This window comes from Reyranella sp. CPCC 100927 (assembly GCF_007859315.1).
In the GTDB taxonomy this organism is placed as follows: Bacteria; Pseudomonadota; Alphaproteobacteria; order Reyranellales; family Reyranellaceae; genus Vineibacter.
The window spans coordinates 17,838-40,075 of the sequence record NZ_VOHA01000015.1; the positions used below are offsets into that span (position 1 = coordinate 17,838).

Annotated in this window: 21 protein-coding genes; 12 read left to right on the forward strand and 9 right to left on the reverse strand. The window is 67.2% G+C overall.

The features are described from left to right. Nucleotides 1–17: 17 nt before the first annotated feature. The gene (locus tag FQU96_RS29315; RefSeq protein ID WP_178130771.1) at nucleotides 18–1,082 is read right to left on the reverse strand and encodes an alpha/beta fold hydrolase family protein; all 1,065 of its coding nucleotides are present in this window, start codon (nucleotides 1,080–1,082) and stop codon (nucleotides 18–20) included. A gap of 106 nt (nucleotides 1,083–1,188) precedes the next feature. On the opposite strand from FQU96_RS29315, the gene FQU96_RS29320 reads away from it, so the two are divergent. Next, nucleotides 1,189–2,118 carry an aldo/keto reductase gene (locus FQU96_RS29320; protein WP_178130772.1) on the forward strand — a complete coding sequence of 310 codons (930 nt, stop codon included), beginning with the start codon at nucleotides 1,189–1,191 and terminating at the stop codon, nucleotides 2,116–2,118. Next, complete coding sequence (locus tag FQU96_RS29325; RefSeq protein WP_146544934.1) at nucleotides 2,118–2,837, forward strand: DUF6064 family protein; 720 nt, start codon at nucleotides 2,118–2,120, stop codon at nucleotides 2,835–2,837. Before FQU96_RS29320 ends, FQU96_RS29325 begins: the two co-directional genes overlap by 1 nt. On the opposite strand, the gene FQU96_RS29330 is transcribed toward FQU96_RS29325, so the two are convergent. Genes FQU96_RS29330 through FQU96_RS29345 form a run of 4 tightly spaced genes read right to left on the reverse strand, consistent with a single transcriptional unit; the run spans nucleotide 2,752 to nucleotide 6,578 of the window. Further along, complete coding sequence (locus FQU96_RS29330) at nucleotides 2,752–3,180, reverse strand: hypothetical protein (protein WP_146544935.1); 429 nt, start codon at nucleotides 3,178–3,180, stop codon at nucleotides 2,752–2,754. The two genes, FQU96_RS29325 and FQU96_RS29330, sit on opposite strands and share 86 nt — an antisense overlap. Further along, complete coding sequence (locus tag FQU96_RS29335; RefSeq protein ID WP_146544936.1) at nucleotides 3,120–4,148, reverse strand: extracellular solute-binding protein; 1,029 nt, start codon at nucleotides 4,146–4,148, stop codon at nucleotides 3,120–3,122. Before FQU96_RS29335 ends, FQU96_RS29330 begins: the two co-directional genes overlap by 61 nt. Before the next feature lie 28 nt (nucleotides 4,149–4,176). Continuing rightward, nucleotides 4,177–5,214: an ABC transporter ATP-binding protein gene (locus FQU96_RS29340; RefSeq protein ID WP_146544937.1), complete on the reverse strand. Its 1,038-nt coding sequence runs from the start codon at nucleotides 5,212–5,214 to the stop codon at nucleotides 4,177–4,179. Nucleotides 5,215–5,237: 23 nt separating this feature from the next. Further along, the gene (locus FQU96_RS29345) at nucleotides 5,238–6,578 is read right to left on the reverse strand and encodes an aspartate aminotransferase family protein (RefSeq protein WP_178130773.1); all 1,341 of its coding nucleotides are present in this window, start codon (nucleotides 6,576–6,578) and stop codon (nucleotides 5,238–5,240) included. Nucleotides 6,579–6,717: 139 nt separating this feature from the next. Between FQU96_RS29345 and FQU96_RS29350 the strand changes: the two genes are divergently transcribed. Next, complete coding sequence (locus FQU96_RS29350) at nucleotides 6,718–7,392, forward strand: GntR family transcriptional regulator (protein ID WP_255468628.1); 675 nt, start codon at nucleotides 6,718–6,720, stop codon at nucleotides 7,390–7,392. Between the two features lie 15 nt (nucleotides 7,393–7,407). Here the strand turns inward: FQU96_RS29350 and FQU96_RS29355 are convergent, their stop codons facing one another. Then, nucleotides 7,408–8,268: a uracil-DNA glycosylase gene (locus tag FQU96_RS29355; RefSeq protein ID WP_146544939.1), complete on the reverse strand. Its 861-nt coding sequence runs from the start codon at nucleotides 8,266–8,268 to the stop codon at nucleotides 7,408–7,410. Nucleotides 8,269–8,445: 177 nt separating this feature from the next. Between FQU96_RS29355 and FQU96_RS29360 the strand changes: the two genes are divergently transcribed. From FQU96_RS29360 to FQU96_RS29370, 3 genes are all read left to right on the forward strand, one after another. After that, nucleotides 8,446–10,101, forward strand: a complete 1,656-nt coding sequence (locus FQU96_RS29360; RefSeq protein ID WP_146544940.1) for an electron transfer flavoprotein-ubiquinone oxidoreductase — start codon at nucleotides 8,446–8,448, stop codon at nucleotides 10,099–10,101. 147 nt (nucleotides 10,102–10,248) lie between these two features. Then, a complete protein-coding gene (locus FQU96_RS29365; RefSeq protein ID WP_146544941.1) occupies nucleotides 10,249–12,114 on the forward strand; it encodes a tetratricopeptide repeat protein in 1,866 nt (621 codons plus the stop codon). Between the two features lie 43 nt (nucleotides 12,115–12,157). Continuing rightward, nucleotides 12,158–13,033: a 4-(cytidine 5'-diphospho)-2-C-methyl-D-erythritol kinase gene (locus tag FQU96_RS29370; protein ID WP_146544942.1), complete on the forward strand. Its 876-nt coding sequence runs from the start codon at nucleotides 12,158–12,160 to the stop codon at nucleotides 13,031–13,033. A gap of 2 nt (nucleotides 13,034–13,035) precedes the next feature. Here FQU96_RS29370 and FQU96_RS29375 read toward each other — a convergent pair whose 3' ends face one another. Both FQU96_RS29375 and FQU96_RS29380 read right to left on the reverse strand, forming a co-directional pair. Beyond that, a complete protein-coding gene (locus FQU96_RS29375) occupies nucleotides 13,036–14,190 on the reverse strand; it encodes an SEL1-like repeat protein (RefSeq protein WP_146544943.1) in 1,155 nt (384 codons plus the stop codon). 28 nt (nucleotides 14,191–14,218) lie between these two features. Then, nucleotides 14,219–15,343 (reverse strand): COX15/CtaA family protein, encoded by a 1,125-nt coding sequence (locus FQU96_RS29380; RefSeq protein WP_146544944.1) that lies wholly within the window; start codon nucleotides 15,341–15,343, stop codon nucleotides 14,219–14,221. Between the two features lie 91 nt (nucleotides 15,344–15,434). Between FQU96_RS29380 and FQU96_RS29385 the strand changes: the two genes are divergently transcribed. The 6 genes from FQU96_RS29385 to FQU96_RS29410 all read left to right on the forward strand — a co-directional run bounded on the left by FQU96_RS29385 (nucleotide 15,435) and on the right by FQU96_RS29410 (nucleotide 21,262). Then, the gene (locus FQU96_RS29385; protein ID WP_218574921.1) at nucleotides 15,435–16,340 is read left to right on the forward strand and encodes a branched-chain amino acid ABC transporter permease; all 906 of its coding nucleotides are present in this window, start codon (nucleotides 15,435–15,437) and stop codon (nucleotides 16,338–16,340) included. After that, on the forward strand, nucleotides 16,337–18,088 hold the full coding sequence (locus FQU96_RS29390) for an ATP-binding cassette domain-containing protein (RefSeq protein ID WP_146544945.1): 1,752 nt from the start codon (nucleotides 16,337–16,339) through the stop codon (nucleotides 18,086–18,088). Before FQU96_RS29385 ends, FQU96_RS29390 begins: the two co-directional genes overlap by 4 nt. Next, nucleotides 18,085–18,789 carry an ABC transporter ATP-binding protein gene (locus FQU96_RS29395; protein ID WP_146544946.1) on the forward strand — a complete coding sequence of 235 codons (705 nt, stop codon included), beginning with the start codon at nucleotides 18,085–18,087 and terminating at the stop codon, nucleotides 18,787–18,789. Before FQU96_RS29390 ends, FQU96_RS29395 begins: the two co-directional genes overlap by 4 nt. Nucleotides 18,790–18,953: 164 nt before the next feature. Next, complete coding sequence (locus tag FQU96_RS29400; protein WP_178130774.1) at nucleotides 18,954–19,661, forward strand: sulfite exporter TauE/SafE family protein; 708 nt, start codon at nucleotides 18,954–18,956, stop codon at nucleotides 19,659–19,661. Nucleotides 19,662–19,691: 30 nt separating this feature from the next. After that, nucleotides 19,692–20,099, forward strand: a complete 408-nt coding sequence (locus FQU96_RS29405; protein ID WP_146544948.1) for an MAPEG family protein — start codon at nucleotides 19,692–19,694, stop codon at nucleotides 20,097–20,099. Next, on the forward strand, nucleotides 20,099–21,262 hold the full coding sequence (locus FQU96_RS29410) for a mandelate racemase/muconate lactonizing enzyme family protein (protein ID WP_146544949.1): 1,164 nt from the start codon (nucleotides 20,099–20,101) through the stop codon (nucleotides 21,260–21,262). Before FQU96_RS29405 ends, FQU96_RS29410 begins: the two co-directional genes overlap by 1 nt. A gap of 103 nt (nucleotides 21,263–21,365) precedes the next feature. On the opposite strand, the gene FQU96_RS29415 is transcribed toward FQU96_RS29410, so the two are convergent. Next, on the reverse strand, nucleotides 21,366–22,022 hold the full coding sequence (locus tag FQU96_RS29415) for a protein-L-isoaspartate(D-aspartate) O-methyltransferase (RefSeq protein ID WP_146544950.1): 657 nt from the start codon (nucleotides 22,020–22,022) through the stop codon (nucleotides 21,366–21,368). Nucleotides 22,023–22,238 lie beyond the last annotated feature (216 nt).

The following is a 22,238-nucleotide window of genomic DNA, read 5'->3' on the forward strand; positions in this document are numbered from 1 at the left end:
AGGGGGAAGGAACTGAACTACAACCGATCCAGGAAAGCGCGCAGCATCGGCGCCCATTGTTCGGCGTCGGCGTGGCTGGCGAGGTGACCCTTGTCGGTGACCAGCTCGACGTAGGTGATGTCGACGCCAGCGCGGCGCAGATCGGTGGCGTAGCCCGGGCCGATGGTACCGGGGAACAACTTGTCGTTGGGTGCGATGACGTAGAGCACCTTGGCCTTGATGCGGCCGTACTCGGCCGTGATGTCGAACCGCTGAATGGCCTTGCGCAGCGCGACCAGCGAGTGGCCGTCGTAGGTCGCTGCCCAGGCGCGGGCGGTGTCGCGAATCGCCGCCTCGCGCTGTTTCGGGTCAGGGATCGAGGCGGCGAGGATCTCGCGCTGGCCGTACTGCACCAGCGTGTCGTAGCGGATGTCCTCCAGTACCTTCGCAATGCCGCCGTTGTCGTAGTACCAGCCGCCGTTCCAGTTCGGGTCGGTGGCCAGCCGCTCGATCAGCGTTTCGATGGGAGACAAACCGCCGCGCATCGCCGGCGCCGTTACCGTGGGCACGATGCCGCGCATGAAATCGGGAAATGTCACGGCCCACTGGAAGGCCTGGAAACCGCCCATCGAGGGGCCGACGACGGCTTGCAGCCGTTTCACGCCAAGTGCATCGAGCAACTGCTTCTGCGCCCGCACCGAATCGCGCAGCGTGACATCGGGGAACGTCGGGCCGTAGGGTTTGCCGGTCGTCGGGTCGATGGTGTTGGGGCCGGAGGAGCCATGCGCCGAACCCAGGGCGTTGGCGCCCACCACGAAGTAGCGCGTGGTGTCGACCGCCTTGCCTGGTCCGATCAGCGCGTCCCACCATCCGAGTTGATCCTGCGGCACGCCCTTGGCCGCCTTGCCAGGCGCATAGCGGCCGGCGACGTGGGCGCTCGACGTGTAGCCGTGGGTGATCAGGATGGCGTTGTCGCCGGTGGCGTTGAGTGTCCCGTGCGTTTCGTAGGCGACATCGCATTGTGGCAGCGTGCCGCCCAGGTCGAGCGCGAAATTGCGCGACGTGAACGTCTTGCCCTCGACGCCCGGAAGTTCGCCATCCATATCCGACCTCACAAGATTTCGTGAAGAGGCTGGCGGGGCCGGCCTCAGGAACATCATGCGGATGGTAGCATTGCCAGGACGCGCGGTTCACATGGAGACTTCAGCGATGCCGTCGTCGTCGAACATCGGTCGTCGCACGCTCATGCGTGGACTCGGTGCCGCTGGTGCCGGACTTGTCCTACCAGTCGCGGCCGGGGCGCAGCCCGTGGCGATGATCACCCGTGCCGTGCCTTCCAGCGGCGAGGCGCTGCCCGTCGTCGGGCTGGGCAGCTGGATCACGTTCAATGTCGGCAACGACCGGGCGGCGCGCGACGGCTGCGCCGATGTCATGCGTGCTTTCTTCAGCGGCGGCGGGCGATTGATCGACTCCTCGCCCATGTATGCGTCCTCGCAGGACGTCATCGGCTACGGTCTTGCCAAGCTGGGCAAGCCGGCGGCCTTGTTCGCCGCCGACAAGGTCTGGATCTCGCGTGGCGCCCGCGGTCGCGATCAAATCGAACAGTCGCGCCGGCACTGGGACGTCGCGCGTTTCGATCTCATGCAGGTACACAATCTGCTGGCCTGGGAGGAGCATCTGCCGATGCTGTTCTCGATGAAGGCGGCCGGGCAGTTGCGCTATGTCGGGATCACGACATCGGAAGGCCGTCGCCACGACGAGATCGAGCAGATCATGCGCCGCCATCCGATCGATTTCGTCCAGGTCACCTACAATGTCGTGGATCGCGAGATCGAGTCCCGCATCCTGCCGTTGGCGCGCGATCGTGGAATCGGCGTCATCGTCAACAGACCATTCCGCGAAGGCGCGCTGATCAAGAAGGTGATGCGCCATCCACTGCCGGCCTGGGCGCAGGAGATCGATTGCACCAGCTGGGCCCAGGTGATCCTCAAGTTCATCGCGTCGCATCCGGCCGTGACGTGTGTCATACCGGCAACCACGAGTGTGGCGCACGTGCGCGAGAACATGCAGGCCGCCTACAGTCGTTTGCCGGACGAGGCGTTGCGCCGGCGCATGATCGCGCATATCGAGGCGCTTTGATGCCGTCGCAGTGGTGGACCTATACCCTCTCGGACTTCCTGCTGTTCTCGCCGCGGACGTACTACCGGCTGTTCGAGTTGTATAACGCCGACATCTGGCCGGCCCAGATCATGGCGCTGCTGCTGGGGTTCGCGATTGCGGCGCTGATCGGCTGGGGCGGTGCGTGGCGCGGACGCGCTGTCACCGCGATTCTCGGCCTGTGCTGGATCTGGATCGCGTGGGCGTTTCATTACGAACGGTATGCGACGATCAACTGGGCCGCGACCTATGTCGCGCTCGGCTTCGCGGCGGAGGGATTGCTGTTGATCGGCCTGGGCCTGGCCGCACGCCGTGCCTGGCTCCCAGTCGACGACACCATTCATCGCGTGGGGCTTGGCATCTTTCTGTTTGCCCTCGTCGTCCAACCCGTGATCGGTCCTCTGACGGGCAGGGCGTTGGGGCAGGTGGAACTCTTTGGTGTGGCGCCCGACCCCACCGCTGTCGCAACGCTTGGCGCCCTGTTGTGTACGGCCGACCGCGCCTTCTGGTGGCTTGCCGCGGGGCCGCTCGCGTGGTGCGCCATCACCGGCATGACCTTGTGGACGATGGAGGCAACGGATGCCTTGGTGACGCCACTGGCGGCACTCGTGGTTGTCAGCACTGCGATTTGGAAGAGGTCAGGAACCAGAGCAAGAGGAGGAAGCGATGGCCAGCCAGCCGATACTGCCGATCAGGCTTGATTCCACCTCCAACGGTGAATTCGCCCCCGTTCCCGTCGGCCGAACCATCGCGCGGGCCAATCACGTGGCGGCCCAGCGCATCGCTGTAGCGGTCGAGCGTGAAGCCGTCCTTGCCATGGATCGACAGGCCGAGCGTGAACAGCAGCGGCAGGTCGAACACGACGAGCAACAGGACGAGCAGAGGCCAGACACGCTGTGTGTCGGCAGATGGCGGATGGATTTTCATGGAATGGTAGGCGGTGCTGCCGACAACACCGCGGTGTTCGTGGATGCGACGGGACGTTACAGGGTGAGCTTGAATGCTTCCCAGCGCTTGTTGATCACGTCGCCATTGGCGCGCCACCACTCCCCGTCCTGGCGGAATTGGCCAGCCTTGTTCTTGGCCGCCGTCGGGAAGCTGGCGAACTTCTCGGCCCCGACCAGCTTTTCGAGGTCGGGGCTGTTGCCGCCCAGCTTCAGGATCTGTGATGCGCGAACCTGGTTCTGTGGCACCGTGACTTCGTGCAGCAGCTTCATCGCCAGGGCCTTTTCGGCCGGCTTGGTGCCTTTGGGGACGACCAGGCACGAGATGTCGTACATGCCCTGCTGGTAGGTGAAATGCGCCTTGGGTTCGTCGACGACACGGGTCGACCACGAGATCGCATACTGGACCTCGTTGTCGGCCAGGAGCTGCGGCGGCTGCGCGCCGGCTTTCCACCAGATCGATATGGACTTCTTGACCGACTCGAGCTTGCGAAAGGCGCGATCGACATCGAGCGGAAAGACCTGATCCAGCGCCACACCGTCGGCGATCAGCACGAAGGGCAGCACGTAATGCGGATAGTCGGGCAGGGCCCGCTTGCCCGGGAAGCGGGCAGCGTCGAAGAAATCGCTCCACGTCGCCGGCGCCTTGGCATCGGTGCGCCACGCCATGACCGTGGAGAAATACTGGAAACCCATGGCGTAGTCGTCGCGCGCCTCGGGGAAGATCGGCAACGGGTTGATCTCTTGCCAGTCGAGCTTGTCGAGCAGTCCCAGCGCCTTGGCCTGCGCGACGTTGGGCGATCCGAGCTCGAACAGCGCCGCCGTCACATTGCCGCTCTCGACCATGGCACGCAGTTTGCCCAGTTGGTTGGGCGCCTCGCGCACCACCTTGACGCCGGTCTTTTCGGTGAACGGCTTGACGTAGGCCGCCTCGATCGATTCGCCTGATTTGCCACCGGACTCGACCATGCGGAGCGTCCGCGGTTGCGCGGCGGCCGGTCGCGACAGCCCCAGCGACGAGGCGGCAACGACGGCAGGTAGCGCCAACGTAAGGTTCCTGCGTTTCATGTTCCTCTCCTGTTCAGCGAGTCTTTCTTCATGACGGCTGAGCTGCCACGGCGCCCGGGTGTGGCGCTGTGGGCACAGCCGGTGTCAGCGGCCAGACGTCCTGGGGTTTCCAGGACACCGTGGCGGCATCTCCCGCCCGCAAAGCGGCGGCGGGTTGGCTTGACGGCACGGCCGCGATCACCTCGCGGCCCTCATCGAGGGTCACGTGAAGGCGGACCGTCTGGCCGAGATACACCGCTTCGCGCACGCGACCCTGTCGGCTCGGGTTGCCAGAGCGGTGCTGATCGGACGGGGCGACCTCGAGGCGCTCGGGACGAACGATGCCTTCGCGTCCGCCATCGGTCGGAATGAAGTTGGGAATGCCGAGGAACTCGGCGACGAAGCGATTGGCGGGACGCAGATAGGCTTCCTGCGGTGGCGCGATCTGCTGCGCCGCGCCCTTGTCGATCACCAGGATCCGATCGGAGAGCGACAGCGCTTCCTCCTGGTCGTGGGTCACCAGGATCGTGGTGATGCGCAGCGAACGCTGCAGTTCCTTGAGCTCGACCTGCAACTCCTCGCGCAGCTTGCGGTCCAGCGCCCCCAGCGGCTCGTCCAACAGCAGGATCGCCGGCCGGAATACGATCGCGCGCGCCAGGGCAACACGCTGCTGCTGCCCGCCCGACAATTGCGACGGCTTGCGGCGCTCCAGTCCGGTCAGGCGGACGATCGACAACGCTTCGGCGACACGTCGCTCCAGTTCGGCGCGCGGCGTGCGGCGCACCGACAACGGGAAGGCAATGTTGTCGAACACCGTCATGTGGGGAAACAGCGCGTAGTTCTGGAACACGAGGCCGACATCGCGGCCGGCGGCCGGCACGTGCGTGACATCGCGGTCGTCGAACAGGATCCGCCCACCGCTGGGCGTCGTCAGCCCGGCGATGAGTGTCAGCAGCGTGGTCTTGCCCGATCCGCTCGGCCCCAGGATGGTGAAGAACTCGCCATCGGCGACGACGAGGTCGATCCCCTCGATGACGCGCAGGGCGCCATAGGTCTTGCCCAGATCCTCGAGCCGGATCGCACTCATCGCGCAGCCCCTTCAGTCGACGGTCAGGGGGCGGTGACGGCGATCACCGCGTCGCGCAATGCCGACAGGAAGCGCTCGACGTCGGCCTCGCGCATGGGCGTGGAGAGAGCACCCGAGCCCGTCGGCGTGATCAAAACGCCATGCTCCAGCAGATGGCGATGAAGCCGGCTGAGCGCCTCGCGCTCGACCGGTGTGGGGTAACAAGTCCGATAGTCATGGATGGGGCGCTGATGGGGATGCAGCCGGAACAGCGACCCCAGACCCGTGATCTGCCAGGGCGCGTTCAGATCGCGGAAGACTGCCGTGGCACCAGCCCGCAAGCGGTCGCCCAACGCGTTGAGTTCCGCCAGGACCGCCGGCGTCAGCAACGTCATCGCCGCCAGGCCCGCCGTCATGGTGAGGGGATTGGCGTTGAAGGTGCCGCCGGCCGGCAGGAAGGGCTTGCCGTCACGCCAGTCGAAAACGGCCATGACGTCCCGTCGGCCGGCGACGGCGCCCACGGGCAATCCGCCGCCGATCACCTTGGCCAAGGCGACAAGATCGGGGCTGATACCGAACAGCGTGTGCGCGCCGCCGTGATGCAGGCGGAAGCTGATCACCTCGTCGAAGACGAGCAGAATGCCCAGACGCTGCGTCACCTCGCGAAGCGCCTTCAGATAGTCGGATGTCGCCGCGATCAACCCCACGCGTGAGGGCAGGGGATCGATCACCACCGCGGCCAGCGTGCTGCCGTGCCGCTCGATGCAGGCGATCGCGCGCTCGGGATCGTTGAACGGCAGGACGACCGTGTCGGCGATCACGCTGGGCGGCGTGCCCCGGACGTAGCCGACGGGCGACGGATCGCCGGCGCCCCAGGTCTGCGGTGTCGGATCGAGGCTGACTTCGACGTGATCATAGGCGCCGTGATAGGCGCCCTCGACCTTGGCGATCTTGGCCCGGCCCGTGTAGGCGCGCGCGGCCTTGATCGCCGTCATCACCGCCTCGGTGCCGCTGCCCACGAAGCGGATTTCTTGGAGGACCGGCGAACGGCGGCAGATCGCCTCGGCCAGCAGGACCTCATGTTCCGTCGGCAGGCCGAACGCCGTGCCGGACGCTGCGCACGCCGTAATCGCCCGCACGATGTCGGGATGGGCGTGGCCGTGGATCAGGGAGAAGAAATTGTTGACGAGGTCAAGGTGCTCCTTGCCGTCGGCGTCCCACACGTAAGCACCGGCGCCGCGTGATGCGTAGGGCGCGAATGGCTTCATCGCATAGGTGATTCGCGTGTTTCCGCCCGGAAACACCTTCAGCGCGCGGGCGTACAGGGCCGCCGACGCCGTGCCGGTGTTGGACGGATATGTCGACACCGCCGTTGCTTCAACCATTTCAGGCCTCCTGGCCATCGCGTACGTTATGTGACGTATGTTATCTGTTATAACAAATTTAATGAGACAACAAGGCGAGTCTCCCACGCTGTAATGGGGTATGGGTTTTCAAGGACTTGGCTGGTGAGAAAGGTTCGTGATGGAGCAACTGGCGGCCATCGAGCGCGGCGACACGCTGGGGCAGAAGGTCTACGCGCGCCTGCGCCGCGCCCTGATCGGCGGTGCGTTCCAACCCGGCGAACGGCTTACGATCCGCTCGTTGGCCCGCCTGATGGAGGTCAGCCCGACGCCAGCACGCGAGGCTCTCAACCGCCTGGTGGCCGAGGGCGCCCTGGAGTTCGAGCAGAACCGGACCTACCGGCTGCCGCGCCTGTACCCGGAGCGGGCGCGCGAACTCTACGAGATCCGCATTCCGCTCGAGGAGATGGCAACGCGCGCGGCGTTTCCGCATCTGGGGCGCGCACATATCGACATGCTGAAGGAGAACGTCGCCGGTCGTGTCGCGGCACTTGACCGGGACGACTTCAGCACGTCGCTGCAGCTCAATCGCGATTTCATCTTTGCGATTCTCGAAGCGGCACAACTACCCATCGCGCTGCGCATCCTGGAGAGCCTGTGGCTGCTCGCAGGCCCCATGCTGCACCTGTGCTACCCCGAATACGCCATCGACCGCATCGGTATCCAGCGCGCGCGCGAACAGATCGCCGCCATCGAGGCGGGCGATGTCGAGGCGCTCTGTCTTGCCTTGCGCGTGGAACGTGAAGAGGCAGCCACGCTCATCATCGCCAAGTTGGAGCGCGCCGACACGCGATAGCGCTTTGGCTGGGTGCTAGGTCGCCAGGATCTGGTCGAGCCGGTCGCGGATGTTCAACAGGTCGATCCACGATTGCCGCTTGCCGCCGGGCGAGCGCAGCAGATAGGCCGGGTGGAACATCGGCATGGCCGGAATGCGCGTGCCATCGGGCAAGGTGTATTCGAACCAGCGGCCACGCAGGCGCGTAATGCCGGTCTCGGTTTCCAGCAGGCTCTTGGCCGGCACGCCACCGGCCAGCACCAGCAGGCGGGGCCGCTTCAGTTCGATGTGGCGGCGCGCGAAGGCGACGCAGATTGCGACGTCGCTGAGGTTGGGCGTGCGGTTGCCCGGCGGCCGCCAGTTCAGGATGTTGGTGATGTAGACATCGCGTTCGCGTGTGAGCTCGATCGCCGCGAACATGCGGTCCATCAGCCGGCCGCTGACACCGACGAACGGCTTGCCCTGCCGGTCTTCGTCCTCGCCCGGCGCTTCGCCCACCACCATCACCGGCGCATCGACGGCACCGTCGGCAAACACCGTGTTTTTGGCCAGCCGCTTCAGCGAGCAACCTTCGAAAGCGCGGATGGCTGCTTCCAGTTCGGCCAGCGACGATGCGCTGGCGGCCGCGGCCCGAGCATCCTCGACCAGCTGCGGTGATTCCAGCGGCACGCGCGAGGGTGCCGTCATCGGCGGCTCGCGGACGGCGGTTCGCGGCGGTGGTGGCGTCGACGCCGGGGGGGGCGTTGTTGTCGCAGTTGTCGCAGCCGGTCGTGCCGTCAGCGCCGCCGTCAGCGCGTAGCGGTCGAGCGCGGTTTCCTCGATGGTCTCGTCAACCCCGGCGTCGGCGTACCAGCGCAACAGGGCAGCGACAGAGGTGGTGGGTGGCAACGAATCCATCGGACGGGCGTTTCGCAATGCGGCGAGCAATGATCCGCGGCCGCAGGTAGCGCGGCGCAAACGGGTACGCTATTGCTAGCATAAGCATGGGCGATGCGATGCGGTCCGTCTATCGTCCTTTTGCCAACAGGGGAGCGTCCGGCCGCGGACCCGGTGGCGCAGTGCAGAGAGGGGTCGATGTCGCGCGAGTCGATGGAATATGACGTCGTGATCGTGGGTGGTGGGCCCGCAGGCCTGTCGGCGGCGATCCGGCTGAAGCAACTCGCTGCCGAACATGGGCACGAGGTCTCGGTCTGCGTGCTGGAGAAGGGCTCGGAGATCGGCGCCCATATCCTGTCGGGTGCCGTGATCGATCCGATCGGGTTGAACGAACTGATTCCCGACTGGAAGGAGAAGGACGCGCCGATTGCGACCCAGGTGACGGACGATCGCTTCCTGTGGTTGACGCAACCGTCGTCGATCCGGTTTCCCAACTTCACCATGCCGCGGTTGATGGACAATCACGGCAACTACATCGTCAGCCTGGGCAACGTCTGCCGATGGCTGGGCCAGCAAGCCGAGGCGCTGGGAGTCGAGATCTATCCCGGTTTCGCGGCCGCCGAGGTGCTCTACAACGAAGACGGCAGCGTCAAAGGCGTCGCCACCGGCGATATGGGCATCGCCAAGGACGGCCATCACAAGGACAGCTACACGCCGGGGATGGAACTGCACGCCAAGTACACCCTGATCGCCGAGGGCGTGCGGGGTTCGCTGGCCAAGATGCTGTTCGAGAAGTTCAAGCTGCGCGACGGCGTCGACCCGCAGAAGTTCGGCATCGGCCTGAAGGAGCTGTGGGAAGTTCCCAAGGACAAGCACCAGCCGGGTCTGGTCGTGCACACCCAGGGCTGGCCACTGACCGAGTCGGGCACGCAGGGCGGCTCGTTCATGTACCACTACGACGAGAATCTCGTCTCGATCGGTTTCGTGGTGCATCTCAACTACGAAAATCCCTACGTCTCGCCGTTTGACGAATTCCAGCGGTTCAAGACGCACCCGGACGTGCGCCAGTACCTGGAGGGCGGCAAGCGCATCGCGTATGGCTCGCGCGCCATCAACGAGGGCGGCATCCAATCGATCCCCAAGCTCACGTTCCCGGGCGGGGCGCTGATCGGCTGCTCGGCCGGTTTCGTCAACGTGCCGCGCATCAAGGGCAGCCACAACGCGATGAAGAGCGGCATGCTGGCCGCCGAAGCGGCGTTCGAGGCCCTGAAGAACGGCAGCCAGGGCCGCGACGAATTGACCACCTATCCCGCAGCGCTGCGTCAGTCGTGGCTGTGGAAGGACCTCGACAAGGTGCGCAACGTCAAGCCGGCGTTGAAGTGGGGGACCCTGGTCGGCACGGTCTACGGCGGTTTTGACATGTGGATGCATGATCTGGGGATGCGCCTGCCGTGGACCCTGCACCACCACAAGGCCGACTTCGAGACGCTGAAGCCGGCCAGCGAGTGCAAGCCGATCGCCTATCCCAGGCCTGACGGCGTGGTGAGCTTCGACAAGCTGTCGTCGGTCTTCCTGTCAGCCACCAATCATGAAGAGGACCAGCCGGTCCACCTGAAGCTCAAGGATCCGTCGATCCCCATCGGCGTGAACCTGCCCAAATGGGCCGAACCGGCCCAGCGCTATTGCCCGGCGGGAGTCTACGAGGTGGTCGACGGCGACAACGGCCAGAAGCGCTTCCAGATCAACGCCCAGAATTGCGTGCACTGCAAGACGTGCGACATCAAGGACCCGTCGCAGAACATCAACTGGACCGTTCCCGAGGGCGGTGGCGGACCGAACTACTCCAGCATGTAGGGGTTATTCCCCCGGGCCGGGGCGGCGCAGCCACGTGGACGTGATGGGCCGCCCCTGCTATGCGAGGGGCTGGAGCACAGTCCCGCCCCATTTCCCTTGCAGAAAGCCGGCGGGATTTCCGACAGATATGGCGCGGAGCACGTGCGCATGAATGCCAAGGCGGGACGTTTTCTGGTCGTCGCTTCCTTCGTCACGCTCGCCCTGGGGGCGGCGGCCGTGATCGCGGTCGACCTGGTACGGCGAGAGTATCCGGCGCTGGCGCAGTCGGGGCCGGGGCGGGGCAGCGGCGATCCGCCGGCCCGGGGCCGCATGGCCCGCAGCATCGATGGCCTTTACCTGTCGGCCCGTGTCGCGGAACTGGGCAAGGACTATGAAGGCGCCCTGGCGCAGGTCGAGCAGGCTTTCCGCCGCTCCCCCGACGATCCGTACGTGCAGCTGCTGACGTTCCGTTTGCGCCTGCTGGCCGGCAAGATACCGGCTGCCGCCGAACTCGCGTCCAAGGTCCTGCCGACCAGCGCGAACGAGGGACAACCCGCGTCGAGCGAAGGCCTGCCGAACCTGACCTTGGCGGTGATGGCCATCCGCAAGGGTGACTTCAAGGCCGCCGAGTCCTACGCCGCCAATCTGGGCGACGAAGCCTCCACCGGCCTGATGCGTCCGATCATCGAGGCATGGCTCAAGGTCGCCCAGAAGGACTTCGAGGCGGCGCGCGGCCGGCTCGAAGCGGCGCGGCCCGACGACGAAGCGCTGATGGGCATGTTCCGCATCCATGAAGCGCTGATCGACGAGGCCGCCGGCGACCGCGAGGCGGCGGTGCGCAAACTGCGCGAAATCGTGAAATCGGACGAGCAGGCGCCGCTGCGTGCGGTCATGGTGTTGGCAGGCGTGCTGCGCCGGGCCGGCAAGACCGACGAAGCGCGCGAGATGCTGCGCAAGTACGGCGAGGCCAATGCCGATGCCGTGGTGCTGGACGGCCTGATCCGCAACGATTCGCTGCCGCGGCAGCCGACGGCGGCCGACATGATCGCCGACATCCTGCTCGATATCGGCGGCGCCATTGCCACTGCCCAGCGCGAGAACGCCGGTGATCTCGGCCTTGTCTTTACGTGGCTGGCGCTTGAACTGTCGCCGACGTCCGACAACGCCCACCTGCTGGCCGCCGATCTGCTCGAGGGCTTGAACCAGCCCGAGAAGGCGATCGCCCAGTTGACCGCCGTCGACAGCGCCTCGCCGCTGCAGTGGCGGGCCCGCATGCGGGCCGCCGCCCTGCTGGCGGAGGTCGGCAAGGTCGACGACGCGGTGAAAGGCCTGCAGGCGATGGTTGCCGAGCGGCCGGAGCGGATCGATGCCGCCGCGGCGCTGGGCGACCTGCTGCGCGGCAAGGAGCGCTTCGCCGAGGCGGCGAAGGCCTATGACACGGCCGTCGACCGGCTGCACAAACCCGAGGATCGGCATTGGGCGCTCTTTTATGCGCGCGGCATCACGAGGGAGCGCATCAAGAACTGGCCGGCCGCCGAGTCTGATTTCCGTCGCGCCCTGTCCATGGTCCCGCCGGTCGATGAACCCAAGCGGCGCAGCCGCGGTTTCGTCCTGAACTACTTGGGCTATTCGTGGATCGACCAGGGCGTGAACCTCGACGAAGGCCTCAAGCTTCTGATGGAAGCCGTCGAGTTGGTACCCAACGACGGGGCCATCACCGACTCGCTGGGCTGGGCCTACTATCGTCTGGGGAAATACGACCTGGCCGTCGCCCTGCTGGAGAAGGCCATCCAGCTCAAGGCCGATGACGCAACCATCGTCGAGCATCTCGGCGATGCTTATTGGCATGTCGGCCGCCAGCGCGAGGCGCGGTTCCAGTGGGAGCGGGCGCTGCGCCAGAAACCCGAACCCGATCGCGTCGAGCCGCTCAACCGCAAGCTCGCCGAGGGGCTCACCAAGGAACTCGATCAGCCGACGATCATCAGGTCGCCGGCGGAAGCACCGGCGGCGGACAAGCCGGCCGAGAAGAAGTAGTGCCGCTACCGGGGATGACGGCCGTGATCCGTGACGCGCGCCGATGATCGCGCGCAACGCGCCGGCCAAGGTGAACCTCTATTTGCGCGTCGTGGGCCGCCGCCCCGACGGCTACCATCTGCTCGACTCGCTGGTGGCCTTCGCCACGGTGGCCGATCGGCTCGAAGCCGACACCGCCGATGACCTGTCGCTCGCGCTGGACGGCCCCTTCGCCTATCCGCTGGCAGTCGAGACAACCGACGACAATCTGGTGCTGCGTGCCGCGCGCGCCCTGGCTGCCCGACTGGGGATCACGCCCCAGGCGCGCCTGCGATTGACCAAAAACATCCCGATCGCGGCCGGCCTGGGCGGCGGCTCGGCCGATGCCGCCGCGACGCTGCGTGTGTTGAACGCCCTGTGGCGGGCCGACCTGCCGGAGAGCGAGCTCGTCGCCATCGCCACCGGCCTGGGTGCCGATGTGCCGATGTGCCTGGCAGGCCGTACCACCACGGTGGCCGGCATTGGCGAGGAGATCGGCCCGGCGATCGGCTTACCCGAGTGCGGCCTGGTGCTGGTGTATCCGATGGCGCCGCTGGCGACGGTCGCGGTCTTCCGTGCCAACGCCGCCCGCATCGGCGTCGCGCCGGCCACCGCGCCCCTGCCGATCACACGCGTGCCGACGACGGTTGCCGCGTTGGCGCAGGCCCTGACCACACGCGGCAACGATCTGACCGACGCGGCGCTGTCCCTCATGCCGGAAATCGGCACCATCCTGGCGACCCTGCATGCCACGCCAGGATGCCGCTATGCCGCGATGAGCGGCAGCGGCGCCACATGCTTCGCGCTGTTCGACGATGTGCTGATGGCCGAAGCAGCACGGCTGGACATAACGCAAGCCAATCCGCGCTGGTGGACCTACAGCGGGACGTTCCTCCCGTAGCGCTACTTCTTCTTGGCAGCTTCGACCTTGTCGCGCAGAGCCTCGGCGAGCGCCGGCGAGGGCTCGCCCGTTTCCGGCATGCCCGCCGAGCGCTGGAACGACTTGATCGCGGCACGGGTCGCGGGGCCGATGGCGCCATCCGGCTTGCCGTTGTACAGGCCCAGCGCCGACAGCAGCTTCTGGATATCGGCCAACTGCTCCTTGGGATCGCTCGGCGCTGCCGGCGGCGTCAGGACCGATGCCGGGGGCGGCTTGGGGCCGGATTTGATGGTGTCGACGATCAGGCGGAATTCCGTCTCGCCCAGGGTCTGCGCACGCTGAAGATCCTCGGTCGGCAGGATCAGCTGCAAACCGGTCATCTTCTCTTCGGCCCGCTGCGCCAGGTTGCTGTGCTGCGTCATCGGGCTGGCGCGTTGGAATTGCAGTGCCATGGCGTACCAGACCACGGCCCGCACCAGGTCCCGATCAAACCCCTGCACGCCCGCTTCGTACATGTCCCCGAGCGCGTACATCGAGGCACTCATGCCGTTGCGCGCCGAGGCCAGCAGCAGTTCGCTGGCCCGCTTGTGGTCCGCCGGTACGCCGACACCCTCGCGGTACATCAGCGCCAGGTTGTGCATCGCCATCGGCACGCCCGCGGCGGCCGCCTTGGTGTACCACGCCAACGCCTGGGCCGGATCCTGCTTCAGCACGATGCCGCGCTCATACATGACGGCGACGTTGTACATGGCGCCCGGCGCGCCGCGCTCAGCCGCGCGCTGCAGCCACTGAGTACCCTCGGCCGGGTTGACCTTGACGCCAGCGCCTTCGAGGTAGCGCCGTCCCAGCTCCTCCATCGCATCGGTTTCGCCGGCTGCCGCGCGGCGCTTCACCAGATCCAATGCTTCGTCGGTGATCGGACCGGTGCGTGGCTGCAACGGTGGTCCGCTGACGGCGGGAGCCGGTGCCGGCGCTGGCGCGGCGGGCGGCGGGGTGGTCGTTGGCTGTGCCTGCAGCTCATGGTGCGGCCTGAAGGCCGACCAGGTGGATGCGCCGGCGGCGACGACCGCGATCAGTCCGGCGAGGGCGGCCATGCCGCGCGATGTCCTGGGTGCCGACAACGGCTGTGCTTCGGTGATCACGTCGGTCCTGTGCTTGATCGGCATTCTGTAGGTCATGCGAAGTCCCGGGGGTGGACGCGCGACGTTAGCCCGCCCGCGTCGGCACGGCGAGGGCGTTGATCGGCGGCCATGCGCGCCGCAAGGTCAGGATCAGCGTGGACAACAGCAGCACGGCGCCGGCTTGATGGACCGTGGCCAGGGCGATCTGCGCGCCGGTCAGGATGGTGCCGACACCCAGGCCGAGCTGGATCAGCGCCATGATGGCCACCATGGTCGTGGCGCGCCGCACGGGCGCCGAGGCCTCGATGCGTCGCACCCATACCCACAGCGCCAGGCACAGCACCACCAGAAGCTTGGCGAGCCAACGATGCGCGAACTGCGTGCCGGTCTGCGTGGCGACGAAATTCAGCCACGACGGCGACAGCTCGAACAGCCCCGGCGGCACCCAGTAGCCCGACATGGTCGGGAACGTGGTGTGGATCTGGCCGGCGCGCAGGCCGGCGACAAACGCGCCGAACGTCAGGACGATGAGCAGCAGGCCGATCAAGACCGCGGCCGCGCGGCCGATCCGTCGGTCACCGACCCGCGGTGTCAGCGGCTGAGACTGCAGCAGGCCAAGCGTGAGCCAGAGCATGTAGGCGTAGAGGCCGACGGCCAGCACCAGGTGCATGGCCAGCTTGTAGTGGCTCACGGCGGGCGCGTCCTGCAGGCCGCTGGCCACCATGATCCACCCCACCGCGCCTTGCAGGCCACCCAGCAGCAGCAGCGCGATCAGTCGCGGCTTGAGCCAGTTGGGCACGCGATGCCTGACGAAGAACCACAGCATCGGCAGGGCAAACGCCAGCCCGATCAAACGTCCCCACAGCCGGTGCAGGTATTCCAGCCAGAAGATCTCCTTGAACTGCGCGACGCTGATGCCCTGATTGACCAGACGGCCCTGCGGCGACTGGGCGTATTTCGCCAGCTCAGCTTGCCAGGCGGCTTCGCTCAGCGGCGGCAGCCAGCCGGTCACCGGCTTCCACTCCACCATCGACAGGCCCGACTCGGTCAGTCGGGTGAGCGCGCCCAGGACGATCATGGCCAGCACCATGGCCGTCACGACGGCAAGCCAGCGACCGATGGCGCGCTCATCGGCGCGGCCGGTCGTGGCGATCGCTGGTCTGTCGACGGTCGGCGTTGCCAAGCTCATGGCGCGGGTTGTGGGCAGCATGGATCACGGAGTCAACCCGCGCCAGCGTCGCGGTCGGCCATACGGGAGCCAGGATTGCCCGCCCGGGATGCGGCTTCGACAGCGAGGGATGGTGCCGTATAACCGTCGCATGCTGACGGTGCAGCTCCTGATCAACGCGCTGGCGCTGGGCGCCGCCTACGCTCTGGTGGCGCTCGGATTTGTGCTGGTGCTCAACGCTGCAGGTGCCGTGAACTTTGCCCATGGCGATATGGTGATGCTGGGCGGCGTCGCTGCCGTCACGATGGCGGCGATGCTGGCGGGCGCCGGCTGGCGATTGCCAGGCGTGGTCCTGCTGCCGCTGGTCGTGATGGTCGCGGGGCTGGTCGGTCTCGGTGTTGCTGCGCTGGGATTCTGGCCGCTGCGCGACAAGCCGCCGAGCGCGATGTTTGTCGCCACCATTGCGCTCGCCGCCGTCTTCGAGCAATCGGCGACGGCGTTCTTCGGCCCCGAGCCGCGCACCGCGCCGCCGGTGTGGGACGGGGCGCCGCTCATGATCGGTGGCGTCGCGCTCGGCCGACAACCGATTGCGCTCATCATCATCGCCGGCCTGGCGATTGCCGGTGTCTATGCGCTGCTCGAGCGGACGCAGGCCGGCCGGCGCTTCCGTGCCGTGGCGCAGGATCGCGACATGGCGCGCGCGCTGGGCATTCGTGCGGTACGCCTGGTCGTGGGTGCGTTCGTGCTGGCCGGTGGCCTGGCGGGTCTTGCCGGTGCGCTCCTGGGGCATCAGTTCTTCGTCAGTGCCGGTCAAGGGCCGGGCTACATGCTCAAGGCCTACATCGCCGCCGCCGTCGGCGGATGGGGCAGTGTGCCGGGTGCGCTGCTGGGCGCATTGCTGATCGCGCTGTTCGAGACGCTGGTATCGGCGGTGTTGTCGGCCGTGTGGGCCCAGGCGCTGCTCTACCTCGCGCTTCTGGCGATCCTGCTGTGGCGTCCGCAAGGCCTGTTCGGCGAAGTGGTCGGTCGACGCGCGTGAGTACGAAGCCATTCGCCGCCATCATGCGTGGACCCGCGCCCGTGGCGATCGTGGTCGTGGCGGCTGTTGCCTGGCTGGCCACGACGGGTGATTCGTATGCGATCCGGCTGGCGACGCTGGCCGGCACCCAGGCGCTGCTGGTCCTGGGCTACCAGCTGGTCTTCGGCCATGCCGGCGCACTCTCCCTGGCGCAGGGTGCGCTATTCGGCCTGGGTGCCTACGTGGCGGCCATGGTCTCGCTGCAGGCGCCGTGGGGTCTGTCGCTGACGCTGCCGGCGGCGGCGCTGGCGGCGATGCTGGTCGCGGCCGTGGTCGGCGCCATCGTGCTGCGCCTGGAGACCCACTACTTCGCGCTGGCGACGCTGGCCGTCGCGCAGCTCATCCACCTCGCGGCCGTCAATCTGGAGACGCTGACCGGTGGTGCCAACGGCTTGCCGGGTGTGCCGGCGGTCACACTGGCCGGCGTCGCACTCGGGCGCGGCTGGCCGATGCTCGTGCTGGCGTGGAGCCTGTTCGCGGCAGCGGCCTGGGCTGTGGCGCGTGTGCTGGCGGGGTTGAACGGTCTGGCGCTGGACCTCGCGCGCGAGCATCCGTCGGCGGCGCAAAGCGTCGGCATCGATGTCGGCGCGTTGCGCTTCACGGCCTTCGTCGCCGGCGCCGGGCTGGCCGGCCTCGCCGGTGGATTGCACGCGCATGTCGTAGGCGTAGTGTCGCCGGATGTGACCGACATGCCGGTGATGGTGGGTTGCCTGATCGCCACTGTCATCGGCGGCCGCCGTGCCGTGGCCGGTGCGGCGCTGGGTGCCATCCTGCTGACGCACGCACCGGAATGGTTTCGGTTCCTCGAGAACCGGCACCTCATCGCCTTCGGCCTGCTGGCACTGGCGATGGTGATCGTGGCGCCCAACGGCCTGGCGGATCTGCTGGCGACGGCGCGCCAGCGTCTGTGGCCACCGCAGCCGGAGACATCGAACGCTGTGCTGGCACCACCGGCGCACATCATCCGACAGGCCGGGGCGCTGCGTGTCGCGCATGTCGGCAAGGCGTTTGGCGGCGTACGTGCGTTGCACGACGTGAGCCTGAGCGTGGCACCGGGCGAAGCGGTCGGCGTGATCGGCCCCAACGGATCAGGCAAGACGACGCTGCTCAACGTCGTGACCGGCGTTCTGTCCGCTGACGAGGGCGAGGTACGCCTGGGCACCGACTCTCTGCAGCGCAAGCCTGCCTTCGCGATCGCGCGCCTGGGCATCGCGCGTACCTTTCAGCAGGCCGAGCTGTCGGCCGACACGACGGTACTCGATGCCGTCGCGACGGCGGCGTTCGCCCGCGCGCCGCGGCCCACGCGCGCGGTGGCCCGCGCCGAGGCGCGGCATTGGCTGATGCGGGTCGGCATCGTCGACGCCGCGGCGTTGCGCTGTGGTGCGCTGCCGGCCGGGCGGCGGCGATTGGTCGAGGTGGCGCGTGCGCTGATGGTGCGTCCATGCCTTCTTGCGCTCGACGAGCCCGGCGCCGGCCTGTCACGCGGCGAGCGGATCGAACTGGCGCAGCGGCTGCGCACCCTGCACAGCAGCGGTACGGCGCTTCTGGTTGTCGATCATGACATCGATTTTCTGGCCGCGTGCGTCGATCGCCTGATCTGCCTGGAGCGGGGGCGCGTCATCGCCGACGGACCCCTGCAAACCGTGCGGCGCGACCCGCAGGTGCGGCAGGCTTACTTCGGCCGCGACGATGCAGCGGTAGACTCATGACACCGGCGCTGGAGATTACCGGCCTGTCGGTCAGCTACGGCGGTGCCCGGGCGGTCGATGACGTGTCGCTCACGCTCCGCGGCGGGCAGGTGGTGGCTCTTCTGGGCGCCAACGGCGCCGGCAAGAGCTCGCTGCTGCGCGCGGTGATCGGGCTGGTGCCGGTGGTCGCCGGCCGGCTCGTCGTGAATGGCCGCGATCTCGCAAAGCTGCCGCCGGAGCAGCGTGCCGATGCCGGACTGGGTTACGTGCCGGAGGGCCGGCGCGTGTTCGCCGGCCTGACCGTGCGCGAGAACATCGAGGTCGTCGTCGACGCCGCCGCGCGTCAGCGTGCGGGACGCGTTGCCGACATGCTGGCGCTGTTTCCCGACCTGGCGGCCAAATCAACCGAGCGCGCCTGGCGGCTATCGGGCGGCCAGCAGCAGATGCTGGCGATCGCCCGCGCCTTGGCACGCAGGCCGCGGGTGCTGCTGCTCGACGAACCCTCCCTGGGCCTGGCGCCCCAGGTGGCAGCGACTGTGTTCGCACGCCTGCGCGCCATCGCCGACGATGGCGTTGCGGTCCTGCTGGCGGAGCAGAACGCAGCGCGTGCGCTGGCGATCGCCGACGAAGCCGTTGTGCTGGCGCATGGCCGCATTGCGCTGGCCGGCGCCGCCAAGACGATGTCGGCTGACGACGACGCACTGATGGCCCTGCTGGCCTGACAAGCGCCGCGTGCGGGAGCGACGTGCTTGTCGCCACGCGGCTCGTGATGATACGACGGGTGGCCCGTATCGCGGGCGTTTGCCCGCCGGACCGTCGCGTGATCGACTCTGCCTTGGCCTACATAGCGTCGCTGTTCGCGTCCACGGGCTTTTGGATGCCCGCCGTGGTCGTTTTCATCGCCGGCCTGATGCGCGGCTTCGCGGGCTTCGGCTCGGCGATGCTCATGGCGCCGGTGTTCGCCGTGCTGTTCGGTCCCACCGATATGATCGCCACTGTGGTGGCCATCGAACTGGCCGTCAGCCTGCAGCTGTTTCCCGCCGCGCGGCGCGATTGCGACTGGCGTATCATCGGCCCGATGAGCGTCGTGGCCTGTCTCGCCATGCCGCTGGGCGCCTGGCTGCTGGCCAGCGTGGACAAGGGCCTCATCGTCAAAGCGGTGTCGGGGATCATTGTCGTATTCGTCGCCATCATGGCCACCGGCGTGCGTTATCGCGGCCAGCGCTCGGTTGCCGCCGGGATGGCGGTCGGGGCGGTCTCCGGCGTGATGATGGCGACAACCAGCGTCGGCGGTCCGCCGGTGCTGATGTACCTGCTGGCCGGCAACGATCCCCCGGTGCGGCATCGCGCCAACATCATCACCTATTACATGGCGACGCAGTTCCCACTGATCCTGATCATGTTCTGGTATGGATTGGCCGGTGTCGGCTCGATCGCGCGCGGCCTGGTGCTGTTGCCGCTCATGCTGCTGGGCGCATGGGTCGGCCGCCTGCTGTTCGATCCGCGCAATGAACGTCTCTACCGCAACGTGACGCTCGTCATTCTGTTCGGTGCCGGTGCCTTCGGCCTGCTGCGCGACTGGATCATGGGGTAGGATCGTCACAAACTCGGGGAGGAGAGATTGATGCCGACAACACTGCCGTTGATCACGGCGTTCTGGGCTGGCCTGATCGGCCTGCTGGGAGTCGTGCTCTCGATCAACGTGGTGCGTCTGCGCCGCAAGCTCGATGTCGGCCTGGGCGACGGCGGCCACGAAGAACTCATCCGCGCCACACGCGTCTTCGGCAACTTCGCGGAGTATACGGCGATCTGCCTGATCATGATCGCGCTGCTGGACATGCTGGCGGGCCCGCGCTGGCTCATCCACCTCTGCGGCGCGGCGCTGCTGCTGGGGCGCCTCGTGCATGCGTGGGGAATCACCGGTAGCCGCGGCGTGTCGACGGGGCGGGTGGTCGGCATGGTGGCCACATGGGCGGTGATGCTGGTGACAGGCATCACCCTGATCTGGACCGCACGGGGCGCCGTTCTCTGATGCGCATCGTTGCCATCCGCGACATCGTCGCGCCGATCCGTTCGCAGATCGCCAACGCCTATATCGACTTCAGCCAGATGACGGCCAGTGTCGTGGCCGTCGTCACCGACCACATGGTCGACGGCAAGCCGGTGGTCGGCTTCGGCTTCAACTCGAACGGACGCTACGCTCAGCACGGCCTGCTCGGCGAGCGCTTCATGCCACGCCTGCAACTGGCCGAACCCGAGTCGCTGCTGGGCGATAACGGCCTGCTCGATCCGGCCCGGTGCTGGGCTGCGATGATGAAGAACGAGAAGCCCGGCGGGCATGGCGAGCGCTCGGTCGCCGTCGGCGTGCTCGACATGGCGGTGTGGGATGCCGTGGCCAAGGCCGAGCGCAAGCCGCTGTGGAAGCTGCTGGCCGATCGCTACAACGGCAGCCAGGCCGACGAGGCGGCTTGGGTCTACGCCGCCGGCGGCTACTATTATCCCGGCAAGGATGTCGAACAGCTCACCGAGGAGATGCGCCACTACCTCGACCTCGGCTACCGGCACGTGAAAATGAAGATCGGCGGCGTACCGTTGGCCGACGATCTGAAACGCATCGAGGCGGTTCTCAAGCTGGTCGGCGAGGGCGAACGGCTGGCCGTCGACGTCAACGGCCGGTTCGATCTGCCGACCGCGATGGCATGGGGCCGTGCGCTCGCGCCCTATGGGCTCAAATGGTACGAGGAGCCCCTGGATCCGCTCGACTACCTCGCCCATGCCGCCTTGGCGACGCAGTACGACGGCGTCATCGCCACGGGCGAAAACCTGTTCTCGATGCAAGACGCCCGCAATCTGGTCCGCCATGGCGGGCTGCGTTCGGATCGCGACATCCTGCAGTTCGATCCGGCGCTGAGCTACGGCCTGGTCGAATATCTGCGCACGCTTCAGATGTTGAAGGCCAACGGCTGGTCGCCGCGCCGCTGCGTGCCGCATGGCGGGCATCAGTTCGCGCTCAACATCGCGGTCGGCCTGCAGCTTGGCGGCAACGAGTCCTATCCGCAGGTGTTCGCGCCGTTCGGCGGTTTCGCCGACGACTGCCCGGTGGTGGACGGGCGCGTGCGGCTGCCCGACCTGCCGGGCATCGGCTTCGAGGCCAAGAACGATCTGTGGGCCGTGATGAAGACATTGCTCGACTGACGATACTGTCATTTCGAGCGTAGCGAGAAATCTTTCGTCGGTGGATGATCAAGCGCCGATCGAAAGATCCCTCGCTTCGCTCGGGATGACAGTGGCAACTGCATCACGGATGCCATCCCTGTGCGCCGATCAGCGGTACGAAGCTGACCAGGCTCAGCTGCTCTTCGTGGTCCTGGCCATCAACGCCGTGCGTCACGCGCACCAGGATCTGGCCGTGGCTATCGGGTCCGACCGGCATCACCAGCCGGCCACCCGGTTTGAGCTGTTGGCGCAAGGCTGGAGGAATCGAGGGACCGCCGGCGCTGACCACGATGGCGTCGTAGGGCGCGGCCTCCGGCCATCCCAGCGTGCCGTCGCCCAGGGCCACCTGAACGTTGTGGTATTCAAGACACGCCAGCAGCGCCCGCGCCGGTGCCGCCAGCGCTGCCAACCGCTCGACGGTGACGACATCGGCCGCCATCTGCGCCAATACGGCGGCTGCGTATCCGGAACCCGTTCCGATCTCCAGGACATGCTCGGCGCCCTGCAGCTGCAGCGCCTCGATCATATGGGCCACGATGTAAGGCTGCGAGATCGTCTGGCCTTCGCCGATCGGCAGCGGGGTGTCAGCATAGGCGGCGATCTTGAACCGATCCGGCACGAACGCATGGCGGGGTACGGCGCGCATCGCCGCCAGTACGCGGCCGTCCTCGATTCCCATGGCGGCGATCTGCCGATCCACCATGTCGTTGCGCTGCGCGGCGTACGGATCGTTCGTCATCAAGCACTCGGGCTTGCGCGCGGCTGAACCGCATGCCCTCGACTCTACGTCAGGCCGGGTTGATGCGGAACCCGTTCGGCGGCCTGGCAAGGTCCTGCTGCGGCGATCAGACCTGCAAAGCTGCAGGGGTCGCGGCACCGGATCCATGATAGCGATCACAGTCCAGTCTTCGGCGAACGGGAGCCCGACATCTCACATCTCCAAATTGCGCTCGCC